The sequence below is a fragment of the Accumulibacter sp. genome, assembly GCF_029255145.1.
Classification (GTDB): domain Bacteria; phylum Pseudomonadota; class Gammaproteobacteria; order Burkholderiales; family Rhodocyclaceae; genus Accumulibacter.
On sequence record NZ_JAPUVQ010000107.1, the window covers coordinates 23494 to 46425 of the forward strand.

The window sequence follows — 22932 nt, forward strand, 5'->3', positions numbered from 1 at the left end:
ACGCGGTGAGCGAGCGACAGCTTCCCGATTTCGTCGAACGTGACGTCGATCTGACGACGCGGACGACCCTGGCGCTTCCCGGCCGCGCCGCGTTGTACGCGGAAATCCGCGACGCCGGGCAACTGGCGATGCTCGCCGGCGAGAACGCGCGGCGTCGCTTCGTTCTCGGCGCCGGCAGCAACCTGGTGCTGACCGGCGACTTTGACGGCCTGCTGCTGCGGATGGCGATTCGCGGCCGCGAGCTGATTGGCGACGACGAAAGCGCCTGGTACGTGCGCGCTGGCGCCGGTGAGAACTGGCATCAACTGGTGCTGTGGACCCTGGCGCAGGGCTGGCCGGGACTCGAGAACCTGGCGCTGATTCCGGGCACCGTCGGCGCCGCGCCGATCCAGAACATCGGCGCCTACGGGCTGGAAGTGGCCGAGCGCTTCCAGTCGCTCGAAGCCGTCGACCTGGCGACCGGCCAGACGCTGCGGCTCGATCACGCCGCCTGCCGCTTCGCCTACCGGGACAGCGTCTTCAAGCAGGAGGGCTGGCACCTGAACGGCCAGCGCGTGATCACCCGGGTCACCTTCCGCCTGCCGAAAGCCTGGCAGCCGCTGACCGGCTACGGCGAACTGGCAGCAGAAGCCGACCGCCAACAGATCCGCCAGCCGCATCCACAGGCAGTCCCGAACGCGCATTTCCGGCCGAATTTGCGCTCGAATCCCGGCCCCACTCCTCGCCAGGTCGCCGACGCGGTGATCGCTGTCCGCCGCCGCAAGCTGCCCGACCCCGCTGCACTCCCCAATGCCGGCAGTTTCTTCCACAATCCGCAGGTCAGCGCAGCCCTCGCCGAGCGCCTGGCCAGTGCCCATCCCGGGCTGCCGCGTTACCCGCAGGCCGATGGTCGCGTCAAGCTTGCTGCCGGCTGGCTGGTCGAGCACAGCGGCTGGAAGGGCCGCGACCTCGGCCGGGTGGGGATGTACGAAAAACAGGCTCTGGTGCTGGTCAATCGCGGCGGCGCCAGTGGCGCCGAAGTAGGCGCCCTGGCGAGAGCCGTCCAGACCGACGTCCGCGAACGCTTCGGCGTCGAACTGACGCCCGAGCCGGTCTTTCTCTGAGCAAGGCGCCAGGCACCCGGTCGATCATGATCCTGACGCGGTGGACCACCTTGCCTCCGGCTGTCACCGCGAAAGACGGGCTTCTGCCGACTCGAGATCATTGTCCTGCACTATGATGCTGATGCGAGACCGGTCTGCTCCTGCTGTCGCTTGCCATCCGTCGCCGTTCCCGCTATCGAGACCATCGATGAAAATCCTCTCGCCCGTGCTGTCGAGCATCATCTGCATCGCCCTGGCGTGCGCGCGGCCGGCGGCGGCCGAGCTGTCGCCTGCCGAGGTTTATGCCCGCGCTGCACCGGCGGTCGGGACGGTTGAACTGCTGAACGCTGACGGGGTAGCGATCGATCTGCGCAGCGCGGTCCTGGTGGCGAAGAACCGCTGGCTCACGGTCTGCGAAGGGCTGGCGACCGCGGCGTCGCTAAAGGTCTCCTCGACCTCGCAGCGCCTCGACGCACAGCTTGTCGTCCGCGATGCGAGACGCAACCTGTGCGCCCTGGCGACGCCGGAAGCGACGCTTTCGGCCACTCCCTTCGCGATCCGGCAGGAGGCTCCTCCTGCCGGGCTGCGGGTGTTTGCCGTTTCGAACGCGCTGGGCCTGGGGGTCGGGATTTCGGACGGGCTGGTCGGCGGCGTCAGGTCATTTCCGGAGGGTTCGTACATCCAGTTTTCGGCACCGGTTTCGCCGGGTTCGCAGGGTGGCGCATTGCTCGACGAGGCGGGCAGCCTGCTCGGGATCATCGAGTACCGGCACCGCAGCGGTCAGAACGTCAACTTCGCGGCCCCCGCCGCCTGGATCGGCGAAATGGAGGCCCGTGCGGCGGCCGATCGGGAGGAGAATCAGCGTCACGAAGAGGCTGCCAGGCTGGCAAGAGACGGGCGCTGGACAGAGCTGAATTCGCTCGCCAGCGGGTGGACCACGACGACGCCCGAGTCGCCCCAGGCCTGGCGTTTTGCCGCGCAGGCAGCGGCACAGCTTGCTGACACGGCGCAGGCGGTGCATGCCTGGCAAGGGCTGCAGCGCCTGGCTCCGGACTCGACCGAGAGCGGCATCGGCCTCGGCACTGCCCTGCTCAGGCAGGGGCAAGTCGAGCAGGCGCTGCTGCTGGCCGAGAAACTGGTCGCGCGCGACGCTCAGGACGCGTCGATCTGGTTCCTGTACGCCCAGGTGCTGCGCGCGGCAGGCAAAGCCGGCGAAGCCGAAGTGGCCTGTCGTCGTGCGACCGAACTCGATCCGTGGCTGCTCTACGCCTACGCCGGCCTCGCCGCGCTGGCTGAGGAGCGTGGCGACGTCGCCGCGTCGCTGGCGATCTGGAGCCGCCTCTCGGGGCTCTACCCGGACATCCCCGGCTTTCGCTATCAACTGATTCGCGGGCAACTCCAGGCCGGTCAGCCCGCGCGGGCGTTCAAGGCCTTGACCCAGCTTCCCGCGGGCGAAGCCGAAAGCGCGACCGCCCATTACTGGCAGGGGATCGTGCTGCGCAAACTGGGACGGCCGGTGGATGCGGTTACCGCGCTGCGCCAGAGTATCGCCAGGGCCTTGCCGGGGGACGCGCAGACCTGGATCGCGTTGTCGATAGCGTTGTCCGAACTGCGGCGTCACCCCGAGGCGATCGAGGCGGCGGAAAACGCCTTGAAGGCCGATCCCGAAAATCCCGAGGCGAAATTCTGGCTGGCGGTGCAACTCAAGGACGGTGGCCGCGCGGCCGAGGCCGTCGCCATTGCCAGCGGGCTGCTTGCCAGCCGGCCAGCCGATCCCGCGGCTTGGCGAGTGAACGGTTTTGCGCTGGCCATCCTGGGCAAGAGAACCGAGGCGATCAGGTCCTTCGAGAAATCGCTGGAACTCGACCCCAGACAGGGCAAGGTCTGGGCGGCGCTCGCCGAGACCTCTTACGCAGACGGCCAGGACGAAGCCGCACGCCGCGCCTACGAGCAGCTGCGGACGGTCGATCCGGAATACGCGCGCCAGGTGTACAGCACCCTGATCGTCACCTACGAGGAGCGCGCCAGGTGACCGGGCCGACTGCCGCCTGCGCTCTCTCGACGATGCTGCTCGCGCTGGCGTGCTTCGGTGGCGCCTTGCCAGCTACCGGCGCGGCGCTGTCGCCGGAGCAGGTCTTCGCGCGAGTCTCGCCGGCAGTGGTCACCGTTCGCACCTTCGACGACCAGGGGGCGGAAATTGCCCAGGGCAGCGGCGTGGTCGTCGCGCCCGAACAGGTGGCAACCAACTGCCATGTGCTCCGCGAATCCTCGCTGATCCGGGTCGAGACAGCGGCAACGGGCGCGGCGGGAGCAGTAGACAATGAGGGCAAAGCCGGCGCGCCGGGTCTCGCCAGCCGGTGGACGCGTAGTGACGCGACCCGCGACGTCTGCCTGCTCTCGGTCGACGGCTTGCGCGCCCGCCCCGGGGCGCTGCGCAAGGCCGACTCGCTGGTCGTCGGCGAGCGGGTGCTGGCCATAGGCAACGCGCTGGGCTTCGGGCTCAGCGCCAGCGCCGGGCTGATCGTCGCCACGCAGATGGCAGACGGCAATGCTCGGCTGGTAACCAGCGCCGCCGTCTCGCCTGGCTCCAGTGGCGGCGGCCTGTTCGACCTGGAGGGACGGTTGATCGGGCTGACGACGGCGATTCTCGGCACCGGCCAGCGCCTCAACCTGGTGCTCTCGGCCGACGGTGTCGACCAGTTGCAGGTGCGGGGCCAGCTGCCTGCGCCCGCGAATGCGGTCCCCGGCCCGGAACCACGCTGGCTCGCCGACGGCGATGCGCTGACCGTAGCCGCCGACTGGCAGGGGCTTGAAGCGCACGCCCGCCGATGGATCGGATCACAACCGACTTCGGCGCCCGCGCGCGTCGTCCTCGCCAGGGCGTTGAGCGAAACCGGCCGCCGCGAGGAAGCCGCTGCGGCGCTTGACGCGGCCCTCGAACTCGATCCCCATTACGCCAACGGCTGGGACCAGAAAGCGCTGCTCCTCGACGGCCAGGGAAATCGCAGCGCCGCAAGAGCGGCTTTGGTCCGATCGCTCGAATTGATGCCGGGCGGTGCGACCCCCAGGCGGATCGAAGCGCACTGGCTGCTGCAGGCGCGTCGCCTCCAGGAAGCGCGCGAGGTCGCCCTGCTCGCCGTCCGGCTCGACGCCGGCAACGCCGGTGGCTGGAGCATGCTCGGGGCGATCGACGACGCGCTCGGACGCCATGCCGACGCAGCCCGTGCCTACCGCGTCGCGCTGCGGCTCGGCCAGCAGGATCCGGAACTGCAGCAGAAGCTCGCCCGCTCGCTCGCGCAGCAGGGCAAGAGCGACGATGCCAGGACCGGCGCGGTGCCGCAGGGTAGCTCCTTGTCGCAGGCACAGACCTGGCACACCATCGGATCCGGCGAGCTTGCACGCGGGCGCCTCGGTCCCGCGCAAGAGGCCTTCCGCAAGGCACTCGAACTGGCGCCTGAGTTGTCGCCGGCATGGAACGGACTGGGCACCACGCTGACGCGCCTCGACCGCCTGGCCGACGCCGAAAAAGCCTACGACAAGGCCCTGCAGTTTGACCCGAGGAATGTCGAAGCGCGCGCCAATCGCGCCAACGTGCGCCGCGGACTGGGGCAACCGGCGGCAGCACTTGAAGACGCCAGGCAGGCGACCAGCGAGGCACCACGCGAGGCGCACGCCTGGCGCGTGTACGGCATCGTCAGCATTGAGCAAAAGAATTATCCGGAGGCGGTGATCGCCTTCGGCAAGGTGGACGAACTCGAAAGCTCAACTCCCGACGACCTCGCTTCTCTTGGGGAAAGCCTGGCCGCCGTCGGCCAGCTGCCGGAGGCGCTGGCCACCTTGCGACGGGCGGAAAAACAGGATCCGAAGCTGCCTCGCCTGCAGATCATCATCGCCAAGGTGCTCGGCAATTCGGGCGACACCGCCGGCGCGCTCGGCTACCTTGAGCGTGCCGTCGCAGCCGAGCCGAGCAATGCCGTTGCCTGGAGCAGCAAGGGCTACGCCTTGATGCGCCTGGGACGGTTGCCGGAAGCCGCTGACGCGCTTGAGACTGCGGTGCGCCTGGCGCCGGATTTGGTGAACGCCTGGGTCAATCTAGGCGAGACCCGAATGCGCCAGGGCAAGCTCGGACGCGCAATCGAGGCGCTTGAGAAAGCCGTTGCCCTCAACCCGGAGGCGCTGGATGGCCGGCTGTACCTCGCCCAGTCGTATCTGGGCTCGCGCCAGGCAGCCAAGGCCCGCGAACAATCGACGGCGGTGCTGGCGCGAATGCCTGACCAGCCAGCCGGCCTGGGAATCCTGACCATGGCCTACCTGATGGAGGGCAATGAAACAGCTGCCGCGCCGCCGTACGCGCGGCTGCGAGCGATCGACCCGAACGCCGCGCGGACGCTGAAGGCGCAAGCGACGCGCGCCGGGCTGTCGCTGGCCACACGGCTCCCGGATTGAGCCACGGCGGCACGTGCGCTGGTCGATGCGTTCGGGCAGCCGCCGCTCGGGCCCATAATCCGAGCAGCAAGAGCAGCGCCCCGAGACCGATCAGCTTGCCGACCAAGATCAGCCGTCGCGTCATCTGTTCGCGCACCGATCGCCGCTGCTCGCCGCGGGCACGCACCCATGGCCAGCAAACGAATCGCAACCACAGCAGCAGCGGTACGCCGGCCAACAGCCCGGACCACGACACGCCGCGATCGCCAAGGCGCAGGAAAGCGCCCTGGTCCTCGAACGCCGAACGCAGGACAAAGGGCGTAGCCCGGTCGCTGGTGGCCAGCACCGTGAACCGGGCCCCCGGCGCCGCCCGGATGTACTCGGCCCGGCCCACCGGCAGGCGAAGCTGCTGCGGCGACTCGGCGATCCAGCCGTCGAGCGCGTGGTCGGTGAAAACGCCGAACGAGGAAACAGGCGGCGGCAATACGGCGGTGACGAAAGTTTCCTGCCGCGCGGGATCGGTCCGGGCAGCGAGTGTGCCCTGGGCGAACGCACCGCGGATGATCAGGAAGGCGATCAGCAGCGTGCCGCAGGTCATCAGGAGCGCGCTCGGCACCCCCAGTGAACGCATCCTGCGGGTCTTGCGAAGCGCGCGCGAAAAGATCGCCAGGCCGCGTGCGTGCTGCGCCAGCAGCACCGGTGCAGCAGCGCTGGCGGCGAGAACCCGTCGCCCTTGCTCGTCCCACACCTGGAACCCGGTGGCCGATTCGAGCGCTGCCAAGAGCGTGGCGAGCACCTCGCCGAGACCCGCTGCCGCATCGTTGCCCAGCTTCTCCACCGCGGCCGCCTCAATGGTCAAGTGGGCCACCAGCAGGCGGTCGTAGACCCGGATCAGGAGCGGGCCGCGCGACCAGCGCCCGGCCAGCACGCGGTAGCGGTGAAAGCGTCGTATCATCGTCTCCGGATCGGCGTCAGTACCGACAACGTCGGCCAGGTCCCCAGTCTGCACCGGAATCGACCGCAGCGCGGGCAGCAGCGCCTGCAATCGTTCGCCAACGCGCTGGTTGCGCGCGGACAGGGCGCTGCAGGCTTGGCCGCTCTCATCGACCGCCCATGGGTCCCATTCGACTGCAAGGTCGACACTGTCGGCAACCGAAGAGATCGACCGGTCGACCAGAGTAATGGTCAATCCATAGCTATCCTGCATGCGCTTCCCACCTGGCAAAGTCTGGACGAACCCGATTATGATCACAAAGCCGCTTGCCGCGAGCTGCCGCTGGTGGCGAAACCCCATCGCGCTGTTATCCGCGGTCTGCTGCCCGGTGCTGGCGTACGCCGCCAGCGACGCCCCGGGGCGATTGCTGCAGCCAGCGGCCGTCGTCATTCACGTTCATGACCAGATCACCGACCAACGCTTCGTGCCGCTGCTCGTCGCCAGATTGGCAAGAACACTCGCCCCGGCGATCCGGACAAGCGCCGCGAAAATCGACCTCGCGCCCTTTCGGCCCTGGATCGGAGCGATCGATGCACACGCGCTGCTGGACGCGTTTGCTGGCCGCTTCGACTGGCAACGCGACCCGGCGGCGATCCAGATAGTCATCATCGACGACGATATCCGGCTCAAGCCGTCGCGTTTCAGCTTCGCGGCAAGCGCCGGTGACGCCGGCACGCCCTTCCATCTGTCGATCGTCTCGCTCGCGCGTCTGCAGCGCCTTGCTGGCGATGACCGCCGCGACAGCAACCCGGACCGGACGGCCGAACGCGCCTTCAAGCTGATCGCCAAGAACGTCGCCAGGCTCTCCGGGTACGGTGGCAGCACGCTGTGCCTGTTCGCTTTCCCGCGTAGCCTCACGGAGCTCGACGCCACCCCGGAGAGTTTTTGCGAGCCAGACCTTGCGGCACTCGTCGCCGCCGGCATCGCGCGGCCGATGCCGCGATGATGCCGCTCGAACCGCCTGCGTGGCGTGCTGCTGAACAAGCCGGTTGTAGTAAGGTGCCGCCCTGGCGCTCCTGCGCTCTGGCGGGTCGACCATCCACTCGGCAAGCTACTCGACAACCCACCCGGCGCCAATCTCAATGAACGTCACCATCGACATCGTTTCCGACCTGGTCTGCCCGTGGTGTTTCATCGGCAAGCGCCGTCTGGCGGAAGCACTTGCGCGGGTCGAGGACCAGCGGCCCGGAACAGGCTTCCAGGTCAACTGGCTGCCGTTCTTCCTCAACCCCGAGACACCGCCCGAAGGCGAACCGTATCGGGCCTTCCTGGAAGCCAAGTTCGGCGGTGCGGCCAAGGTCGCCAGGCTGCAGCGCACGGTGGCGGAGGCCGGCAACGACGTGGAACTTGCATTCAACTTCGAACGTATCGTGACCCGCCCGAACACCTTGCGGGCGCACCGCCTGGTCTATCGCGCGCAGGCGATCGGGCATCGGCAGGCTGCGGTGGACGCGCTGGTCGAGCGGCTGTTCGCGGCCCACTTCCAGCGTGGCGAGGATATCGGCGAGCTGACAACGCTGGCCGAGGTCGCCGCCGCCTGCGGTGATCGCAAGGAGGAGGTGCTGGCCTATTTGGAGAGCGGTGCGGGCGAGCGGCAGGTCAGGTCGCTGGCCGACAAGGTCGGCGCCTTGGGCGTTACCGGCGTGCCCTTCCTCATCATCCAGCGCCGCTTGACCGTCTCCGGTGCGCAAAGCGGCGAGGTGCTGGCGGCGGCGATCATCCAGGCGATGCGCTAGCCGCGCTGCCGCAAGCACCTGCCCGCGGGCGGCGTTCTCGCCACGCGAACGCCAGCGTCCTACTCGACGGTCACCGATTTGGCCAGGTTGCGCGGCTTGTCCACGTCGGTGCCGCGGACCAGCGCGACGTGGTAGGCGAGCAGTTGCAGTGGCACCACGTGCAGCAGCGCCGACAAGGCGCCGTAGTGCTCGGGCAGATGCAGGACGTGAATGCCGTCCGACTCCTGCATTTCGCTGTCGGCGTCGGCGAAAACGTAGAGCTCGCCGCCGCGGGCGCGTACTTCCTGCAGATTGGACTTGAGCTTTTCGATCAGCGCGTCATTGGGCGCGACGGCGATCACCGGCATGTCGCGGTCGACCAGCGCCAGCGGGCCATGCTTGAGTTCGCCGGCCGGGTAGGCTTCAGCGTGGATGTACGAGATTTCCTTGAGCTTCAGCGCGCCTTCCATGGCAATCGGGTAATGACGGCCGCGCCCGAGGAACAGTGCGTGCTGTTTCATCGAGAAGCGCTCGGACCAGTCACGGATCTCGGGCTCGATTTCGAGGATCTTGCTGACCGCAACCGGCAGGTGCCGCAGGGCGTGCAGCTCGGCGACCTCGGCCTGCTCACTCAGACGACTGCGCAGCTTGGCCAGGACCAGGGTCAGGAGATAGAGTGCGGCGAGCTGGGTGGTGAACGCCTTGGTCGATGCGACGCCGATTTCCGGTCCGGCGCGGGTGATGAAGCGCAGCGTGTTCTCGCGCACCAGCGACGATTCGGGGACGTTGCAGATACACAGCGTGCGCGCCATGCCGAGCGACTTGGCATGCTGCAGGGCAGCCAGGGTGTCGGCGGTTTCACCCGATTGCGAGATGGTCACCACCAGGGTCTGCGGATCGGGCACCGAGTCGCGGTAGCGGTATTCGCTGGCGACTTCGACCGAACACGGAATGCCGGCGATCGATTCAAGCCAGTAACGAGCCACCAAACCGGCGTGATAGCTCGTTCCGCAGGCGATGATCAGCACCTGTTTGACGTCCCGCAAGACCTCTTCGCTGCTGGCACCAAACAGGCCGGGCTGGATGCTGTGCGCCGTGCCGAGCATCTCCAGGGTGTTGGCCAGCGCCACCGGCTGCTCGAAAATCTCCTTCTGCATGTAGTGGCGGTACTGGCCGAGTTCGACCGCGTCGGCCGAGAGTTGCGATTCGCTCTCGGCGCGCTCGACCGGCGTGCCGTCGACGCGGGCGATGCGGTAGCTGTCGCGCATCAGTTCGGCGCAGTCGCCGTTCTCCAGATAGACGATCCGGCGCGTCACCTGCAGCAAGGCCGAAGCGTCCGAAGCGGCATAGCAACCGTCGTCGGTCAGACCCAGCAACAGCGGCGACCCTTCGCGCGCCACCACCACCCGGCTCGGGTCGGCCTCGCGCAGAACGGCCAGCGCGTAGGCACCCTGCAATTGGGCCAGCGCCTGCCGAACGGCGGTCAGGAAGTCGGGCGCGGCCTTCAGTTCGTGGGCGATCAGGTGAGCGACGACTTCGGTGTCGGTATCCGAGGTGAATTCGTAACCGGCGGCTTTCAGGCGCGTGCGCAGCGCCTCGTGGTTCTCGATGATGCCGTTATGGACGACCGCCAGACCCGCCGAGATGTGCGGATGGGCATTCCGCTCGCTGGGCACGCCGTGCGTTGCCCAACGGGTATGGGCGATGCCGGTGAAGCCAGCGACCTGCGAACTGTCGGCCTGCGCGGTCAGCTCGGCGACCCGGCCGACCGAGCGCAGGCGCTGCAGACCGTCGCCATTGATCAGCGCCAGACCGGCCGAGTCGTAGCCGCGGTATTCGAGCTTGCGCAGACCTTCGAGGAGAACCGGGACGATATTGCGGCCGGCGACCGCAGCAACGATGCCACACATGGTCAGCTCACTTGTTCGCTTTTTGTGGCCGTTTCCAGCCGGAAATGGAAACCTGCCGGGCACGCGAGATGGTCAGCGTGTCTGGTGGTGCGTTCTTGGTCAGCGTCGTTCCGGCACCGAGGGTTGCGCCGCGACCGACGGTGACCGGGGCGACCAGCTGGGTATCGGAACCGATGAAGACATCGTCCTCGATGATCGTCCTGAACTTGTTGGCGCCATCGTAATTGCAGGTGATCGTGCCAGCACCGATATTCACCCGGCTGCCGATGATCGCGTCGCCGACATAGGCCAGATGATTGGCTTTCGACTGCGCGGCGACCTTGGCATTCTTGAGTTCGACGAAGTTGCCGACGTGGACGCCGGCGGCGAGCTCGGTGCCGGGCCGCAGTCGCGCAAACGGACCGATCACGCCATCGGGCCCGACCACCGCGCCGTCGATGTGGCTGAAAGCGGCGAGGCGCGATCCGGCGCCGATCGTGGCGTTCCTCAGGACGCAGCAGGGGCCGACTTCGACCGCTTCTTCGAGCACCACCCGGCCTTCGAAAACGCAGTTCACGTCGATGAACACGTCGCGTCCGCAAGAGATCTCGCCGCGCACGTCGAGCCGCGCCGGATCGGCCAGGCGAACGCCCTGTTCCAGCAGGCGATCGGCGGTACGGCGCTGCGCGACGCGTTCGAGTTCGGCCAGCTGCGCCTTGCTATTGACCCCCAGCACTTCCCATTGACCCTGCGCCGACACCGTGCGGATCGGTACGCCGGCAGCGACCGCCAGACCGACGATGTCGGTCAGGTAGTATTCCTGCTGCGCGTTGTCGTTCGACAGGCCGCTCAACCACTCGGCGAGGCGAGCAGTCGGCAGCGCGACGATGCCGCTATTGACTTCGCGGATCGCTCGTTCCTCGGCCGAGGCGTCTTTCTGCTCGACGATGCGCACCACCTGATTGGTGGCGTCGCGGACGATTCGCCCATAGCCGCCCGGGTCGGCCAGTTCGACGGTGAGAATCGCCAGCGCGTCGCGGGCGGCGTGCACCAGCGCCTGCAGCGTCGCCGGCTGGATCAGCGGCACGTCGCCATAGAGAACCAGCGTCGTCGGCGCGTTGGACAACTGCGGCATCGCCTGCTGCACCGCGTGGCCGGTTCCCAGTTGCGGCTCCTGCAGTGCCCAGCGCAGGTCGGGTGCGTCGATGGTGGTCCGCACCGCGTCTCCGCCGTGTCCATAAACCAGGCAGATGGTCCGTGGCGCCAGGCTGCGGGCGGCGTCAATGACATGCGAGACCAGCGCCTTGCCGGCCAGCGGATGAAGAACCTTGGGCAGGTTCGAATGCATGCGCTTGCCCTGGCCAGCAGCGAGAATGACGATATTCATTGGCTAACACCCAGTCATACGGTAGGGGCCTGGCGCTGTCGTACAGCCCCGGGGCAAGACAGTACCACCGGCAGCCCTTGCGGGGCCAGCCCGGCGGGCGGCGTCCGGCCGCCTGTCGTGCGGCGCGGCAGCGGGCCGCACTGCGCCGTATTGTTTCAGGATCGGCGCCGAGGAAGCGACAACAATGTCACGGCGCAGCACCCTTTTCGGCAGGCACCGCACGCTCAGCGCGGTAGCTCGGAACTACCCATCAGGAAGGCATCGACTTCACGCGCACATTGCCGGCCTTCGCGGATCGCCCAGACGACCAGCGACTGCCCACGCCGCATGTCACCGGCAGCGAACACTTTGGCGACGCTGGTCGCGTAACAGCCGTCGCCATCGGTGGTCGCCCGGACGTTGCCACGGGTGTCGAGTTCGACCTCCAGTTGCTCCAGCAGTCCCTGTCGCACCGGCGCCACGAAACCCATGGCCAGCAGCACGAGGTCGGCGGCGATCTCGACCTCGCTGCCCGGGACTTCGCTCATCCGGCCGTCTGCCCAGTTCACCCGGACCAGTTGCAAGCCCTTCAGCTTGCCGTTTTCGCCGATGAATGCCTTGGTCGAAACGGCGAAATCGCGCACGCAACCCTCTTCGTGCGAAGACGAAGTGCGCATTTTCAGCGGCCAGTAGGGCCAGGTCAGACTCTTGTTCTCGCGTTCCGGCGGCTGCGGCATCAACTCGAACTGGGTCACCGACAGCGCTCCGTGGCGGTTGCTGGTGCCGACGCAGTCCGACCCGGTGTCGCCACCGCCGATCACCACCACCCGTTTACCGGTGGCCAGGATCTGCCCGGGGACGGCGTCGCCGGCGTTGACCCGGTTCTGTTGCGGCAGGAAGTCCATCGCGAAATGGACGCCATCGAGTTCTCGACCCGGTACGCTCAGATCGCGAGGCGCTTCGGCACCGCCGGCGAGAATCACCGCGTCGAACTCGGCCAGCAAGCGCTCGGCCGGGAGCGCGTTGGCGCCGGTACCGCCGACGTCCTGGTTGACGCGAAACTCGACGCCCTCGACTTCCATCTGCGCCATGCGGCGGTCGATATGCGATTTTTCGAACTTGAAGTCAGGAATGCCGTAGCGCAACAGGCCGCCAATCCGATCGTTCTTTTCGAGCACCACGATCCGGTGACCGACCCGCGCCAGTTGCTGCGCGGCAGCCAGCCCAGCCGGGCCCGAACCGACGACGGCGACATTCTTGCCGGTCTTCACTTTCGGCGGTTGCGGGACGATCCAGCCTTTTTCCCACCCCTTGTCGACAATTGCGTGCTCGATCGATTTGATCCCCACCGGGTCGGTGTTGATGTTCAGCGTGCACGCCGCTTCGCACGGCGCCGGACAGATCCGGCCGGTGAAATCGGGGAAGTTGTTGGTCGAATGCAGGACCGCCAGCGCCTGCTGCCAGTGGCCCCGGTACACCAGGTCGTTCCAGTCGGGAATGATGTTATTCACCGGGCAGCCGGTATTACAGAACGGGATGCCGCAATCCATGCAGCGCGCACCCTGGACGCTGGCCTGTTCGTCGTTGAGGGTGACGATGAACTCGCGGTAATGCTTCAGACGCGCCTCGGCGGGCTCGCAGACCTCCGCCAGACGCTGATACTCGATGAAACCAGTCGGCTTACCCATGCTTATGCTGCCTCCAGTTGCTTTTGCGCCGCCATCTCGGTGAGCGCCCGACGGTACTCGTGCGGCATGATCTTGACGAAGTGTGCGCGATGTTTCGTCCAGTCGTCGAGCAGGCGCCGCGCCTGCAGGCTGCCGGTCCAGCGGTGGTGCTTTTCGATCAGCCCCTTGAGCAGGACTTCGTCGATCACCCCGAGATGCCGGACGTCCACCTGGCCGTGACCTTCGAGGTCGTCGCCGGCGTCGCTGCCCAGGCGCGCCGCGAACTCCTCCTCGACGGGTTCGAGCGACACCTGCGCCATGTTGCAGCGTGACTCGAAGCTTCCATCCTCGTCGAAGACGTAGGCCACCCCGCCAGACATGCCGGCGGCAAAGTTGCGGCCGGTCTTCCCGAGCACCACCACCGTGCCGCCGGTCATGTACTCGCAGCCATGGTCGCCGACCCCCTCGACAACCGCCGTGGCGCCCGAGTTGCGGACGGCGAAACGCTCGCCGGCAACGCCCGCGAAGTAGGCTTCACCCTCGGTCGCGCCGTAGAGGACGGTATTGCCGACGATGATGTTGTTCAGCGCCTCGCCGCGAAAGCCGGCGTTCGGACGAACGACGATTCGCCCACCCGACAGGCCCTTGCCGACGTAATCGTTGGCCTCGCCGATCAGGTCGAGGCTCACGCCGCGCGCGAGGAAAGCGCCAAAACTCTGCCCGGCAGTCCCGGTAAGGCGGATGTCGATGGTCCCGTCCGGCAATCCCGCATGGCCGTAGCACTCGGCCAGCCGACCCGAAAGCATCGCTCCGACGGTACGGTTGATATTCCGTACCGGCAGCTCGATATGCACCTTCTCGCCGCTCTCGAGCGCCGGTCTGGCGAGTTCGATGAGTTGCTGGTCGAGCGCCTTGTCCAGGCCATGATCCTGCGTCTGGCATTGAAACACCGGCGTCTCTGCCCGGTTCTCCGGACGAGCGAAGATGCGGCTGTAGTCGAGCCCCTTGGCCTTCCAGTGGGTGATCCCCTTCTGCATGTCGAGCAGGTCACAACGGCCGATCAGCTCATTGAAGCTGCGGATGCCGATCTGCGCCATCAGCTCGCGCAGTTCCTCGGCGACGAAGAAGAAGAAATTGACCACGTGTTCGGGCTGGCCCGAGAAACGGCGGCGCAGCACCGGATCCTGCGTGGCGACACCCACCGGGCAGGTGTTCAGGTGGCACTTGCGCATCATGATGCAGCCTTCGACGACCAGCGGCGCGGTCGCAAAGCCGAACTCGTCGGCGCCGAGCAGCGCGCCGATCAGCACGTCGCGGCCGGTCTTCATCTGCCCGTCGACCTGCACCCGAACGCGACCGCGCAAGCGGTTGAGGACCAGCGTCTGCTGGGTCTCGGCGAGACCGAGTTCCCATGGCGAGCCGGCGTGCTTGATCGACGACTGGGGGCTGGCGCCCGTACCGCCGTCGTGACCGGCGATCACCAGGTGATCGGCCTTGGCCTTGGTGACCCCGGCAGCGACCGTTCCGACACCGACTTCGGAGACCAGTTTGACGCTGACCGACGCTTTCGGATTGGTGTTCTTCAGATCGTGAATCAGTTGCGCCAGGTCTTCGATCGAATAGATGTCGTGGTGCGGCGGCGGCGAAATGAGCCCCACGCCCGGCACCGAGTGGCGCAGGAAACCGATGTACTCGGAGACCTTGTGACCGGGCAGCTGACCGCCTTCGCCGGGCTTGGCGCCCTGCGCCATCTTGATCTGCAGCTGGTCGGCGTTGACCAGGTACTCGGTGGTCACCCCGAAGCGCCCGGAAGCGACCTGCTTGATCGCCGAGCGCAGGCTGTCGCCGGTCTGCAACTGGTAGTCACGTTCAACGCGCGTCTTGCCGATCACGTCGGACAACTTCTCGCTGCCACTCAGGACCTTGAAACGCGCCGGGTCCTCGCCACCCTCGCCGGTATTCGACTTGCCGCCGAGACGGTTCATGGCGATCGCCAGGGTGCTGTGCGCCTCGGTCGAAATCGACCCCAGCGACATCGCGCCGGTGGCAAAGCGCTTCACCAGCTCCTTCGCCGGCTCGACTTCGTCGAGCGGCACAGCCGGCCCCGCGGGCCGAATCTCGAACAGCCCGCGCAAGGTCATGTGTCGCCGCGTCTGATCGTTGATGATGGCCGCGTATTCCTTGTAGGTCTCGTACTTGCCGGTGCGCGTCGAATGCTGCAGCTTGGCGATCACGTCCGGCGTCCACATATGCTCTTCGCCACGCACCCGGTAGGCGTACTCGCCGCCTGCGTCGAGCATCGTCGCCAACACCGGGTCGTCGCTGAAAGCCTGGCGGTGCAGGCGAATCGCCTCTTCCATGACCTCGAAGACACTGATCCCTTCGACCTGCGTCGAAGAGCCGGTGAAGTACTTGTCGACCATCTTCTTCTGCAAACCGACGGCTTCGAAAATCTGCGCCCCGGTGTAGGACATATAGGTCGAGATGCCCATCTTGGACATCACTTTCAGCAGTCCCTTGCCGACGCCCTTGATGAAATGCTTGATCGCCTTGTCGCCCTTCTCGGCGTCGCCTCCGACCAGTTGTTGCAGGGTTTCCAGCGCCAGATACGGGTGCACGGCTTCGGCACCGTATCCGGCGAGAACCGCAAAATGATGCGTTTCTCGCGCCGCGCCGGTTTCGACGACCAGCCCGACACGGGTGCGCAGTCCCTTGGTGACCAGGTGCTGATGGACCGCCGAGGTCGCCAGCAAGGCCGGGATGGCGACGTGTTCGGCATCGAACTTGCGGTCCGAGACGATCAGGATGCTCGAACCGCGGTGCACGTGGTCCTCGGCTTCCGCGCACAGCGACGCCAGCCGGGCTTCGACGCCTTCGTTGCCCCAGGCCAGCGGATAGCAGATATCGAGCTCGGCCGAGTGGAACTTGTTGCCGGTGTAGCTCGCGATCCGGCGCAGCTTCGCCATGCTGTCGAAGTCGAGCACCGGCTGCGCCACCTCCAGGCGGTACGGCGGATTGATCTCGTTGATCCCGAGCAGATTCGGTTTGGGGCCGATGAACGACACCAGCGACATCACCAGCTGCTCGCGGATCGGGTCGATCGGCGGATTGGTGACCTGTGCGAAAAGCTGCCGGAAGTAGTTGAACAGCGGCTTGCTGCGGTTCGACAGGACGGCCAATGGCGAATCGTTGCCCATCGACCCCGTCGCTTCCTCGCCGGAGTGAGCCATCGGTTCGAGAATGAACTTGATGTCTTCCTGGCTGTAGCCGAAAGCCTGTTGCCGATCGAGCAGCGACGCCGAGTAGCTGCTCGTTGGAACGTTGGCCGGCAACGCCAAGTCGTCGAGCTTGATGTTGATCCGGCTCAGCCAGTCCTGATACGGCTTGAGGCGCGCCAGCGTGTCCTTGAGCTCGCGATCTTCGATGATCCGCCCCTGGTCGAGGTCGATCAGGAACATCTTGCCCGGCTGCAGACGCCACTTCTTGACGATCCGCTCTTCGGGAATCGGCAGCACGCCCGCTTCCGAAGCCATCACCACCAGGTCGTCGTCGGTCACCAGATAGCGCGCCGGGCGCAGGCCGTTGCGGTCGAGCGTTGCGCCGATCTGCCGCCCATCGGTGAACGCCACGGCCGCCGGACCGTCCCACGGCTCGATCATCGCCGCGTGGTACTTGTAGAAAGCGCTGCGCTTGGGATCCATCAGGGTGTGCGACTCCCAGGCTTCGGGAATCATCATCATCATCGCGTGCGCCAGCGAATAGCCACCCATCACCAGCAACTCGAGCGAGTTGTCGAATGCGGCCGAATCGGACTGCCCTGGATAGATCAGCGGCCAGATCTTCTCCAGATCGGCACCGAGCATCGGCGACCAGGTGCCTTTCTCGCGTGCGCGCATCCAGTTGTAGTTGCCGCGGACGGTGTTGATCTCGCCGTTATGCGCAATCATCCGGTACGGATGGGCGAGCTGCCAGGTCGGGAAGGTGTTGGTCGAAAACCGCTGGTGGACCAGCGCCATGGCCGAAATGCAGCGCGGATCCTGGAGGTCGGTGTAGTAGTCACCGACCTGCGTAGCCAGCAGCAGGCCCTTGTAGACCACCGTCCGCGCCGACATCGACGGCTGGTAGAACTCCTTGCTGTGCTTCAGCCCGAGCGCCAGAATGGCGTTGGCCGCACTGCGGCGAATCGCATAGAGCTTGCGCTCGAGAGCGTCGGTGACCATGATGTCCGCGCCGCGACCGATGAAGATCTGGCGAATCACCGGCTCTCGGGCGCGCACCACCGGCGACATCGGCAAGCCGTGGTCGACCGGCACATCGCGCCAACCGAGAACCACCTGCCCTTCCCGGCGCACAGCGCGCTCGATCTCTTCCTGGCAGGCCAGGCGCGACGCCGACTCCTTCGGCAGGAAGACCATGCCGACGCCATAGTCGCCGGCGGGCGGCAGTTGCACGCCCTGCTTGGCCATCTCGGTACGGAAGTAGTCGTCCGGAATCTGGATCAGGATGCCGGCGCCGTCGCCCATCAGCGGGTCGGCGCCGACCGCGCCGCGGTGATCCAGGTTCTTCAGGATCAGCAGGCCCTGCTCGATGATCGAGTGACTCTTCTTGCCCCGAATGTGGGCGACAAAACCGACGCCACAGGCGTCGTGCTCGTTGGCTGGGTCATAAAGCCCCTGCGCTTCAGGTATGGCCGAATCGATCACTCGCGAATCCTCACAAATCTAACATGCATGGCACCCGGACGACCGCCACCGGAAACGTCGCGGCATCCGGGCCGAAGCCGGTCGACGGGCCACTCTGGGGGGCCTGCGACTATACCCCGAAACCCCCGGCTATTCAAGATGCTGCATTGCACCAAGGGAGTGCGCCAAGGCGCCGCCGAGCACTGAAAGGGAGCGTCCAATGCTCGTCCGCGGCCCCCTCTCGCTCGCGCTCCCCGGGCAAGACAGTTGGCAAGCAAAACGCGTGCCGTCTCGCTCGCCGCTTGGCGAACCGCCGCCCGCCCGGATCGACCGCCGACCCTGGTCCGGTGCGCGCTGTGTTCTGCCACTCGAACGCCTGCAGCACGCTGCCCGTGCTGAAGTCCGCTTTGCGCTTGTGGTAAGCTGCGGGCGCGAGGCCCTTGGCGGCGAAGCTCACCGGCAAGGCCGAAGCCAGGGCGGTTGATCTGCGCAGTACAGCAACGAGGAATTCCAGTGCGGAATTCCTCGACCGTTTTCGGGATCGACACTGGCGTTGGTGTGTGGTTTTGGGAGGCGGGTTCCGCGACTTGCGGACCGGTTTTTTGAATATTGGTACGAACGATACAAGTAATGGAGGACTGAATGCCGCTAACAATCGGAGTTCCAAAAGAGACTGCTGACGGGGAAAAGCGCGTCGCCACCGTACCGGAGGTCGTCGAGAAGCTGAAAAAGCTGGGGTTTGCGGTTCTCGTCGAATCCGGCGCGGGTGACGCTGCCACCACTTCCGACGACGCCTACCGCGCGGCCGGCGCCGAAATTGTCGAAGGAGCGGCCGCCCTGTGGTCGGGTTCGGACATCATCTTCAAGGTCCGCGGGCCGTCGGAACACGAGGTCGGCCTGCTGCGCGAGGGCGCCACCCTGATCAGTTTCATCTGGCCGGCGCAGAACCCCGATCTGCTGCAGCAACTGGCCGACCGCAAGGTCACCGTGCTGGCCATCGACGCGCTGCCGCGCACGCTGAGCCGCGCGCAGAAGATGGACGCGCTGACCTCCCAGGCTGGCGTCGCCGGCTACCGCGCCGTGATCGAGGCCGCCAACGCCTTCGGCCGCTTCTTTAACGGACAGATCACTGCTGCCGGCAAGGTGCAGCCGGCCAAGGTCTTCATCGCCGGTGCCGGCGTCGCCGGTTTGGCCGCGATTGGCACTGCCGCCAGTCTGGGCGCCATAGTCCGCGCCAATGACACCCGTGCCGAAGTGGCCGACCAGGTGGTGTCGCTGGGCGGCGAATTCGTCAAGGTCGATTACGAGGAAGAGGGCTCCGGTGGGGGCGGCTATGCCAAAGTGATGAGTGAAGGCTTCCAGAAAGCCCAGCGCGAGATGTACGCCAAGCAGGCCCGTGATGCGGACATCATCATCACCACCGCGCTGATCCCTGGCAAACCCGCGCCGAAGCTGATCACCGCCGAGATGGTGCAGTCGATGAAAGCCGGCAGCGTCATCGTCGACATGGCGGCCGAGCAGGGCGGCAACTGCGAGCTTACCGAACCGGGGCGGGTCGTCGTCAAGCACGGCGTCACCATCATCGGCTACACCGACCTGGTCAGCCGTCTGGCGAAGCAGTCGTCGACGCTGTACGCGACCAACCTGTTTCGCCTGACCGAAGAGCTGTGCAAGACCAAGGATGGCATCATCGACGTCAATATGGACGACGAAGCCATTCGCGGACTGACCGTAGTCAAGGAGGGAGCCATCACCTGGCCGCCACCGGCGCCCAAGCTGTCCGCCGCGCCGGCCAAACCCGCAGCCGCCAAGGCTGCCCCCCCTGCGGCAGCCAAGTCGCATGGCCACGGAGCGGCTAGCGCGCCGTCGCCCGCCAAGAAGGCGGCCGTCGTCTTTGGCGTCGCCGCACTGTTCTTCTGGTTCATCGGTGCCGGCGCTCCGGCGGCCTTCCTCAACCACTTCACGGTCTTCGTGCTGGCCTGCTTCGTCGGCTACATGGTGGTCTGGAACGTCAAGCCAGCGCTGCACACCCCGCTGATGAGCGTCACCAATGCGATCAGCAGCATTATTGCCATTGGTGCGCTGGTGCAGATCGCACCGCCGATGGAAGCGATAAGCCTCGACCGGCCGGACGGCTGGATTCGAGTCCTGGCGATCATTGCCATGATCCTGGCGACGATCAACATGTTCGGTGGTTTCGCCGTCACCCAGCGCATGCTGGCAATGTTCCGCAAATAGGAGTTGATCAACATGTCTCAAAGCTTGGCAACCGCCTCCTATATTGGAGCGACAATCCTTTTCATCCTCTGCCTTGGCGGGCTCAGCAACCAGGAGACGGCGCGACGCGGCAATCTCTACGGCATGATCGGCATGACCATCGCCGTTCTGGCGACGGTCTTTGGCCCGAACGTAAGCGCTAGCGCCTACGCGTGGATCATCACCGCGATGGTCATCGGCGCCAATGTTGGCCTGTATGCCGCGCGCACCGTCCAGATGACCCAGATGCCCGAACTGGTCGCGCTGATGCACAGCATGGTCGGCCTGGCCGCGATGTTTGTCGGCTTCGCCAACTACATCGACCCGGTGGCAGCCTCGCACCTGACCGGTACCGAAAAATCGATCCACGAGATCGAGATCTACGTCGGCATCCTGATTGGCGCAGTGACCTTTTCTGGCTCGGTGGTCGCTTTCGGCAAGCTGTCCGGCAAGATCTCGGGCAATCCGCTGTTGTTGCCCGGACGCCACTGGATCAACCTCGCCGGACTGCTGGTGGTCATTTTCTTCGGGCGGATGTTCCTGCACGCCGATTCGGTCGGCGAAGGAATGCTGTCACTGCTGGTGATGACCGTCATTGCGCTGGCCTTCGGGGTGCATATGGTGATGGCCATCGGCGGCGCCGACATGCCGGTGGTGGTCTCGATGCTCAACAGCTACTCGGGCTGGGCTGCCGCTGCAACCGGCTTCATGCTCTCCAACGACCTGTTGATCGTCACCGGGGCGCTGGTCGGATCGAGCGGTGCGATCCTCTCGTACATCATGTGCGCGGCGATGAATCGCCACTTCATCAGCGTCATCGCTGGCGGCTTCGGAACGACCGGAGGTACGCCGGCAACAGCAGGCGATGGGCAACCGGCAGGGGAAGTGCAACCGATCCTGGCGCAGGAAACAGCCGAGCTGCTGCTCGACGCCAAGAACGTGATCATCATTCCGGGCTATGGGATGGCGGTCGCACAGGCCCAGCACACGGTCTACGAGATCACCCGTCTGCTCCGCGACAAGGGGGTCAACGTCCGTTTCGGCATCCACCCGGTCGCCGGCCGCATGCCAGGCCACATGAACGTGCTGCTCGCCGAGGCCAAGGTCCCCTACGACATCGTTCTCGAAATGGACGAGCTCAACGAGGACTTCCCGAAAACCGATGTGGCAATGGTCATTGGCGCCAACGACATCGTCAATCCGGGGGCGCAAGACGATCCGAACAGCCCGATTGCCGGCATGCCGGTACTCGAAGCATGGAAGGCAAAGACCTCGATCGTGATGAAGCGCAGCATGGCCTCGGGTTACGCCGGGGTGGACAATCCACTCTTCTACAAGGAAAACAACCGCATGCTCTTTGGCGACGCGAAGAAGATGCTGGACGAGGTGTTGATGGCGATGAAAGCCTGATCTCGGAGGAAGCGACCCCGCCTGACGCAACGCCCGCAGCTGCGGGCGTTGTCTTTTCTGCCGAGCCACGCACAGCTCGAACTCTGGTAACACGCGTTGGTTCTGGCCTGCTTCGGCCCAGGTTGATCGCCGCAAGAGGACACGACTCGGGGGTGAAGCCGCGCGGCACGGTCGGTGGCGGATGGTCGGCCAGCCGTATTCGCGGGCGACCGGGAATGTGCCTTGTCGGTTGTGGTAGCAATCCGTCACCGTTTCGGTCAGGGTTGCCACCTATCACGCGTCCTCGCCACGAAAAAACCCTGCGCCACCTTGGCCGCGCCAAACAGGCGATGCGACCCGCTGGCTGCGGGCGGCATTGCCAGCAGGGCAAGCCCCGAATAGAATCCGGAGCTTCGGCGCCAGCACGAAAGTCGTTTGCCGCAGTTGCTGCTGCAACTGCTCGCTGCGCTCGATCGCAAGCTATAACAACCTTCAAGGAGAACACCAATGGAACATCAGCTGCCGCAACTCCCCTTTGCTCTTGACGCCCTGGCGCCGCACATGTCCAGGGAGACCCTGGAATACCACTATGGCAAGCACCACCAGGCTTATGTCACCAACCTGAACAACCTGATCAAGGGTACCGAGTACGAGGCGCTTGACCTCGAATCAATCATTAGGAAAGCGCCGGCGGGCGGGGTGTACAACAACTCGGCCCAGGTCTGGAACCACAGCTTCTTCTGGAACTGCCTTAAGCCCAACGGGGGCGGCGCGCCCACCGGAGCGCTGGCCGCGGCCATCGACGCCAGGTGGGGTTCCTGCGCCGAGTTCGGCAAGGCGTTCCAGGCGTCGGCGGTAGGCAACTTCGGATCCGGCTGGACCTGGCTGGTGAAAAAAGCAGACGGCTCGGTGGATATCGTCAATATGGGTGCTGCTGGCACACCGCTGACCACCGGCGACAAAGCATTGCTGTGCATCGACGTCTGGGAACATGCCTACTACATCGACTACCGCAACATGCGTCCCAAGTTCGTCGAGACCTTCCTCAGCCAACTCGCCAACTGGAGCTTCGCCGAGCAAAACTTCGCCGACTAGTCGGCGTTGGGGGGCAGATTGCCCCCCTGCTTCTTGGCGTTCGCCGCAGAACAATGCGGGAACAAAGGTAGAGTAGAGGACAGTCTTTCACCTGCCCTCCCTCATCAAACCGTGCATGCGATTTTCCCGCACACGGCTTTCCGATGTTCTTCACGCCAAGGCATGCGCAGTCCCTCGTGTACTGTTGTCCAGCGCGACTGAGTCTGTCGAGCTTGGGCACTCAATTCTTGAGTGCCAAACATCAGCGTTTTCCTGCTTGGCCTTGGCATACAGCTTCCTCTGTAGCGTCCTGATCGTCTCCGGGGTGGCTAGCCATTGGGCAATCCCCCGATCCTCCGCTCTTCGGTTGCACGAACAAAGTAGGGTCCCTTC

The 22932-nt window shown here is 65.7% G+C and carries 12 protein-coding genes; 8 read left to right on the forward strand and 4 right to left on the reverse strand.

The genetic code is table 11. From position 1 onward, the window contains the following. The first annotated feature begins 5 nt into the window (after positions 1-5). From murB to Q1L50_RS11085, 5 genes are all read left to right on the forward strand, one after another. Entirely contained in the window at positions 6-1103 is a 1098-nt protein-coding gene (gene murB / locus Q1L50_RS11065; RefSeq protein ID WP_300338571.1) for a UDP-N-acetylmuramate dehydrogenase, read from the forward strand. Positions 1104-1290: 187 nt separating this feature from the next. Beyond that, positions 1291-3114, forward strand: coding sequence for a serine protease (locus Q1L50_RS11070; protein ID WP_300338573.1), 1824 nt, complete (start codon positions 1291-1293; stop codon positions 3112-3114). Then, complete coding sequence (locus Q1L50_RS11075; RefSeq protein WP_300338576.1) at positions 3111-5528, forward strand: serine protease; 2418 nt, start codon at positions 3111-3113, stop codon at positions 5526-5528. Before Q1L50_RS11070 ends, Q1L50_RS11075 begins: the two co-directional genes overlap by 4 nt. 1223 nt (positions 5529-6751) lie before the next feature. Further along, a complete protein-coding gene (locus Q1L50_RS11080; RefSeq protein WP_300338579.1) occupies positions 6752-7447 on the forward strand; it encodes a hypothetical protein in 696 nt (231 codons plus the stop codon). A gap of 136 nt (positions 7448-7583) precedes the next feature. Further along, complete coding sequence (locus Q1L50_RS11085; RefSeq protein ID WP_300338582.1) at positions 7584-8237, forward strand: DsbA family oxidoreductase; 654 nt, start codon at positions 7584-7586, stop codon at positions 8235-8237. A 59-nt stretch (positions 8238-8296) separates the two neighbouring features. On the opposite strand, the gene glmS is transcribed toward Q1L50_RS11085, so the two are convergent. The 4 genes from glmS to gltB all read right to left on the reverse strand — a co-directional run bounded on the left by glmS (position 8297) and on the right by gltB (position 17826). Then, complete coding sequence (gene glmS / locus Q1L50_RS11090; protein WP_300338584.1) at positions 8297-10126, reverse strand: glutamine--fructose-6-phosphate transaminase (isomerizing); 1830 nt, start codon at positions 10124-10126, stop codon at positions 8297-8299. Positions 10127-10133: 7 nt separating this feature from the next. Further along, positions 10134-11492 (reverse strand): bifunctional UDP-N-acetylglucosamine diphosphorylase/glucosamine-1-phosphate N-acetyltransferase GlmU, encoded by a 1359-nt coding sequence (gene glmU / locus Q1L50_RS11095; RefSeq protein WP_300338586.1) that lies wholly within the window; start codon positions 11490-11492, stop codon positions 10134-10136. Between the two features lie 224 nt (positions 11493-11716). Next, positions 11717-13159 carry a glutamate synthase subunit beta gene (locus Q1L50_RS11100; RefSeq protein ID WP_300338588.1) on the reverse strand — a complete coding sequence of 481 codons (1443 nt, stop codon included), beginning with the start codon at positions 13157-13159 and terminating at the stop codon, positions 11717-11719. A 2-nt stretch (positions 13160-13161) separates the two neighbouring features. Next, the gene (gltB, locus tag Q1L50_RS11105) at positions 13162-17826 is read right to left on the reverse strand and encodes a glutamate synthase large subunit (RefSeq protein WP_300338602.1); all 4665 of its coding nucleotides are present in this window, start codon (positions 17824-17826) and stop codon (positions 13162-13164) included. A 636-nt stretch (positions 17827-18462) separates the two neighbouring features. Between gltB and Q1L50_RS11110 the strand changes: the two genes are divergently transcribed. The 3 genes from Q1L50_RS11110 to Q1L50_RS11120 all read left to right on the forward strand — a co-directional run bounded on the left by Q1L50_RS11110 (position 18463) and on the right by Q1L50_RS11120 (position 22560). Continuing rightward, positions 18463-20058 carry a Re/Si-specific NAD(P)(+) transhydrogenase subunit alpha gene (locus tag Q1L50_RS11110; RefSeq protein WP_300338591.1) on the forward strand — a complete coding sequence of 532 codons (1596 nt, stop codon included), beginning with the start codon at positions 18463-18465 and terminating at the stop codon, positions 20056-20058. 12 nt (positions 20059-20070) lie between these two features. Continuing rightward, positions 20071-21486, forward strand: a complete 1416-nt coding sequence (gene pntB, locus Q1L50_RS11115) for a Re/Si-specific NAD(P)(+) transhydrogenase subunit beta (RefSeq protein ID WP_300338594.1) — start codon at positions 20071-20073, stop codon at positions 21484-21486. Between the two features lie 486 nt (positions 21487-21972). Next, entirely contained in the window at positions 21973-22560 is a 588-nt protein-coding gene (locus Q1L50_RS11120; protein ID WP_300338597.1) for a Fe-Mn family superoxide dismutase, read from the forward strand. Positions 22561-22932 lie beyond the last annotated feature (372 nt).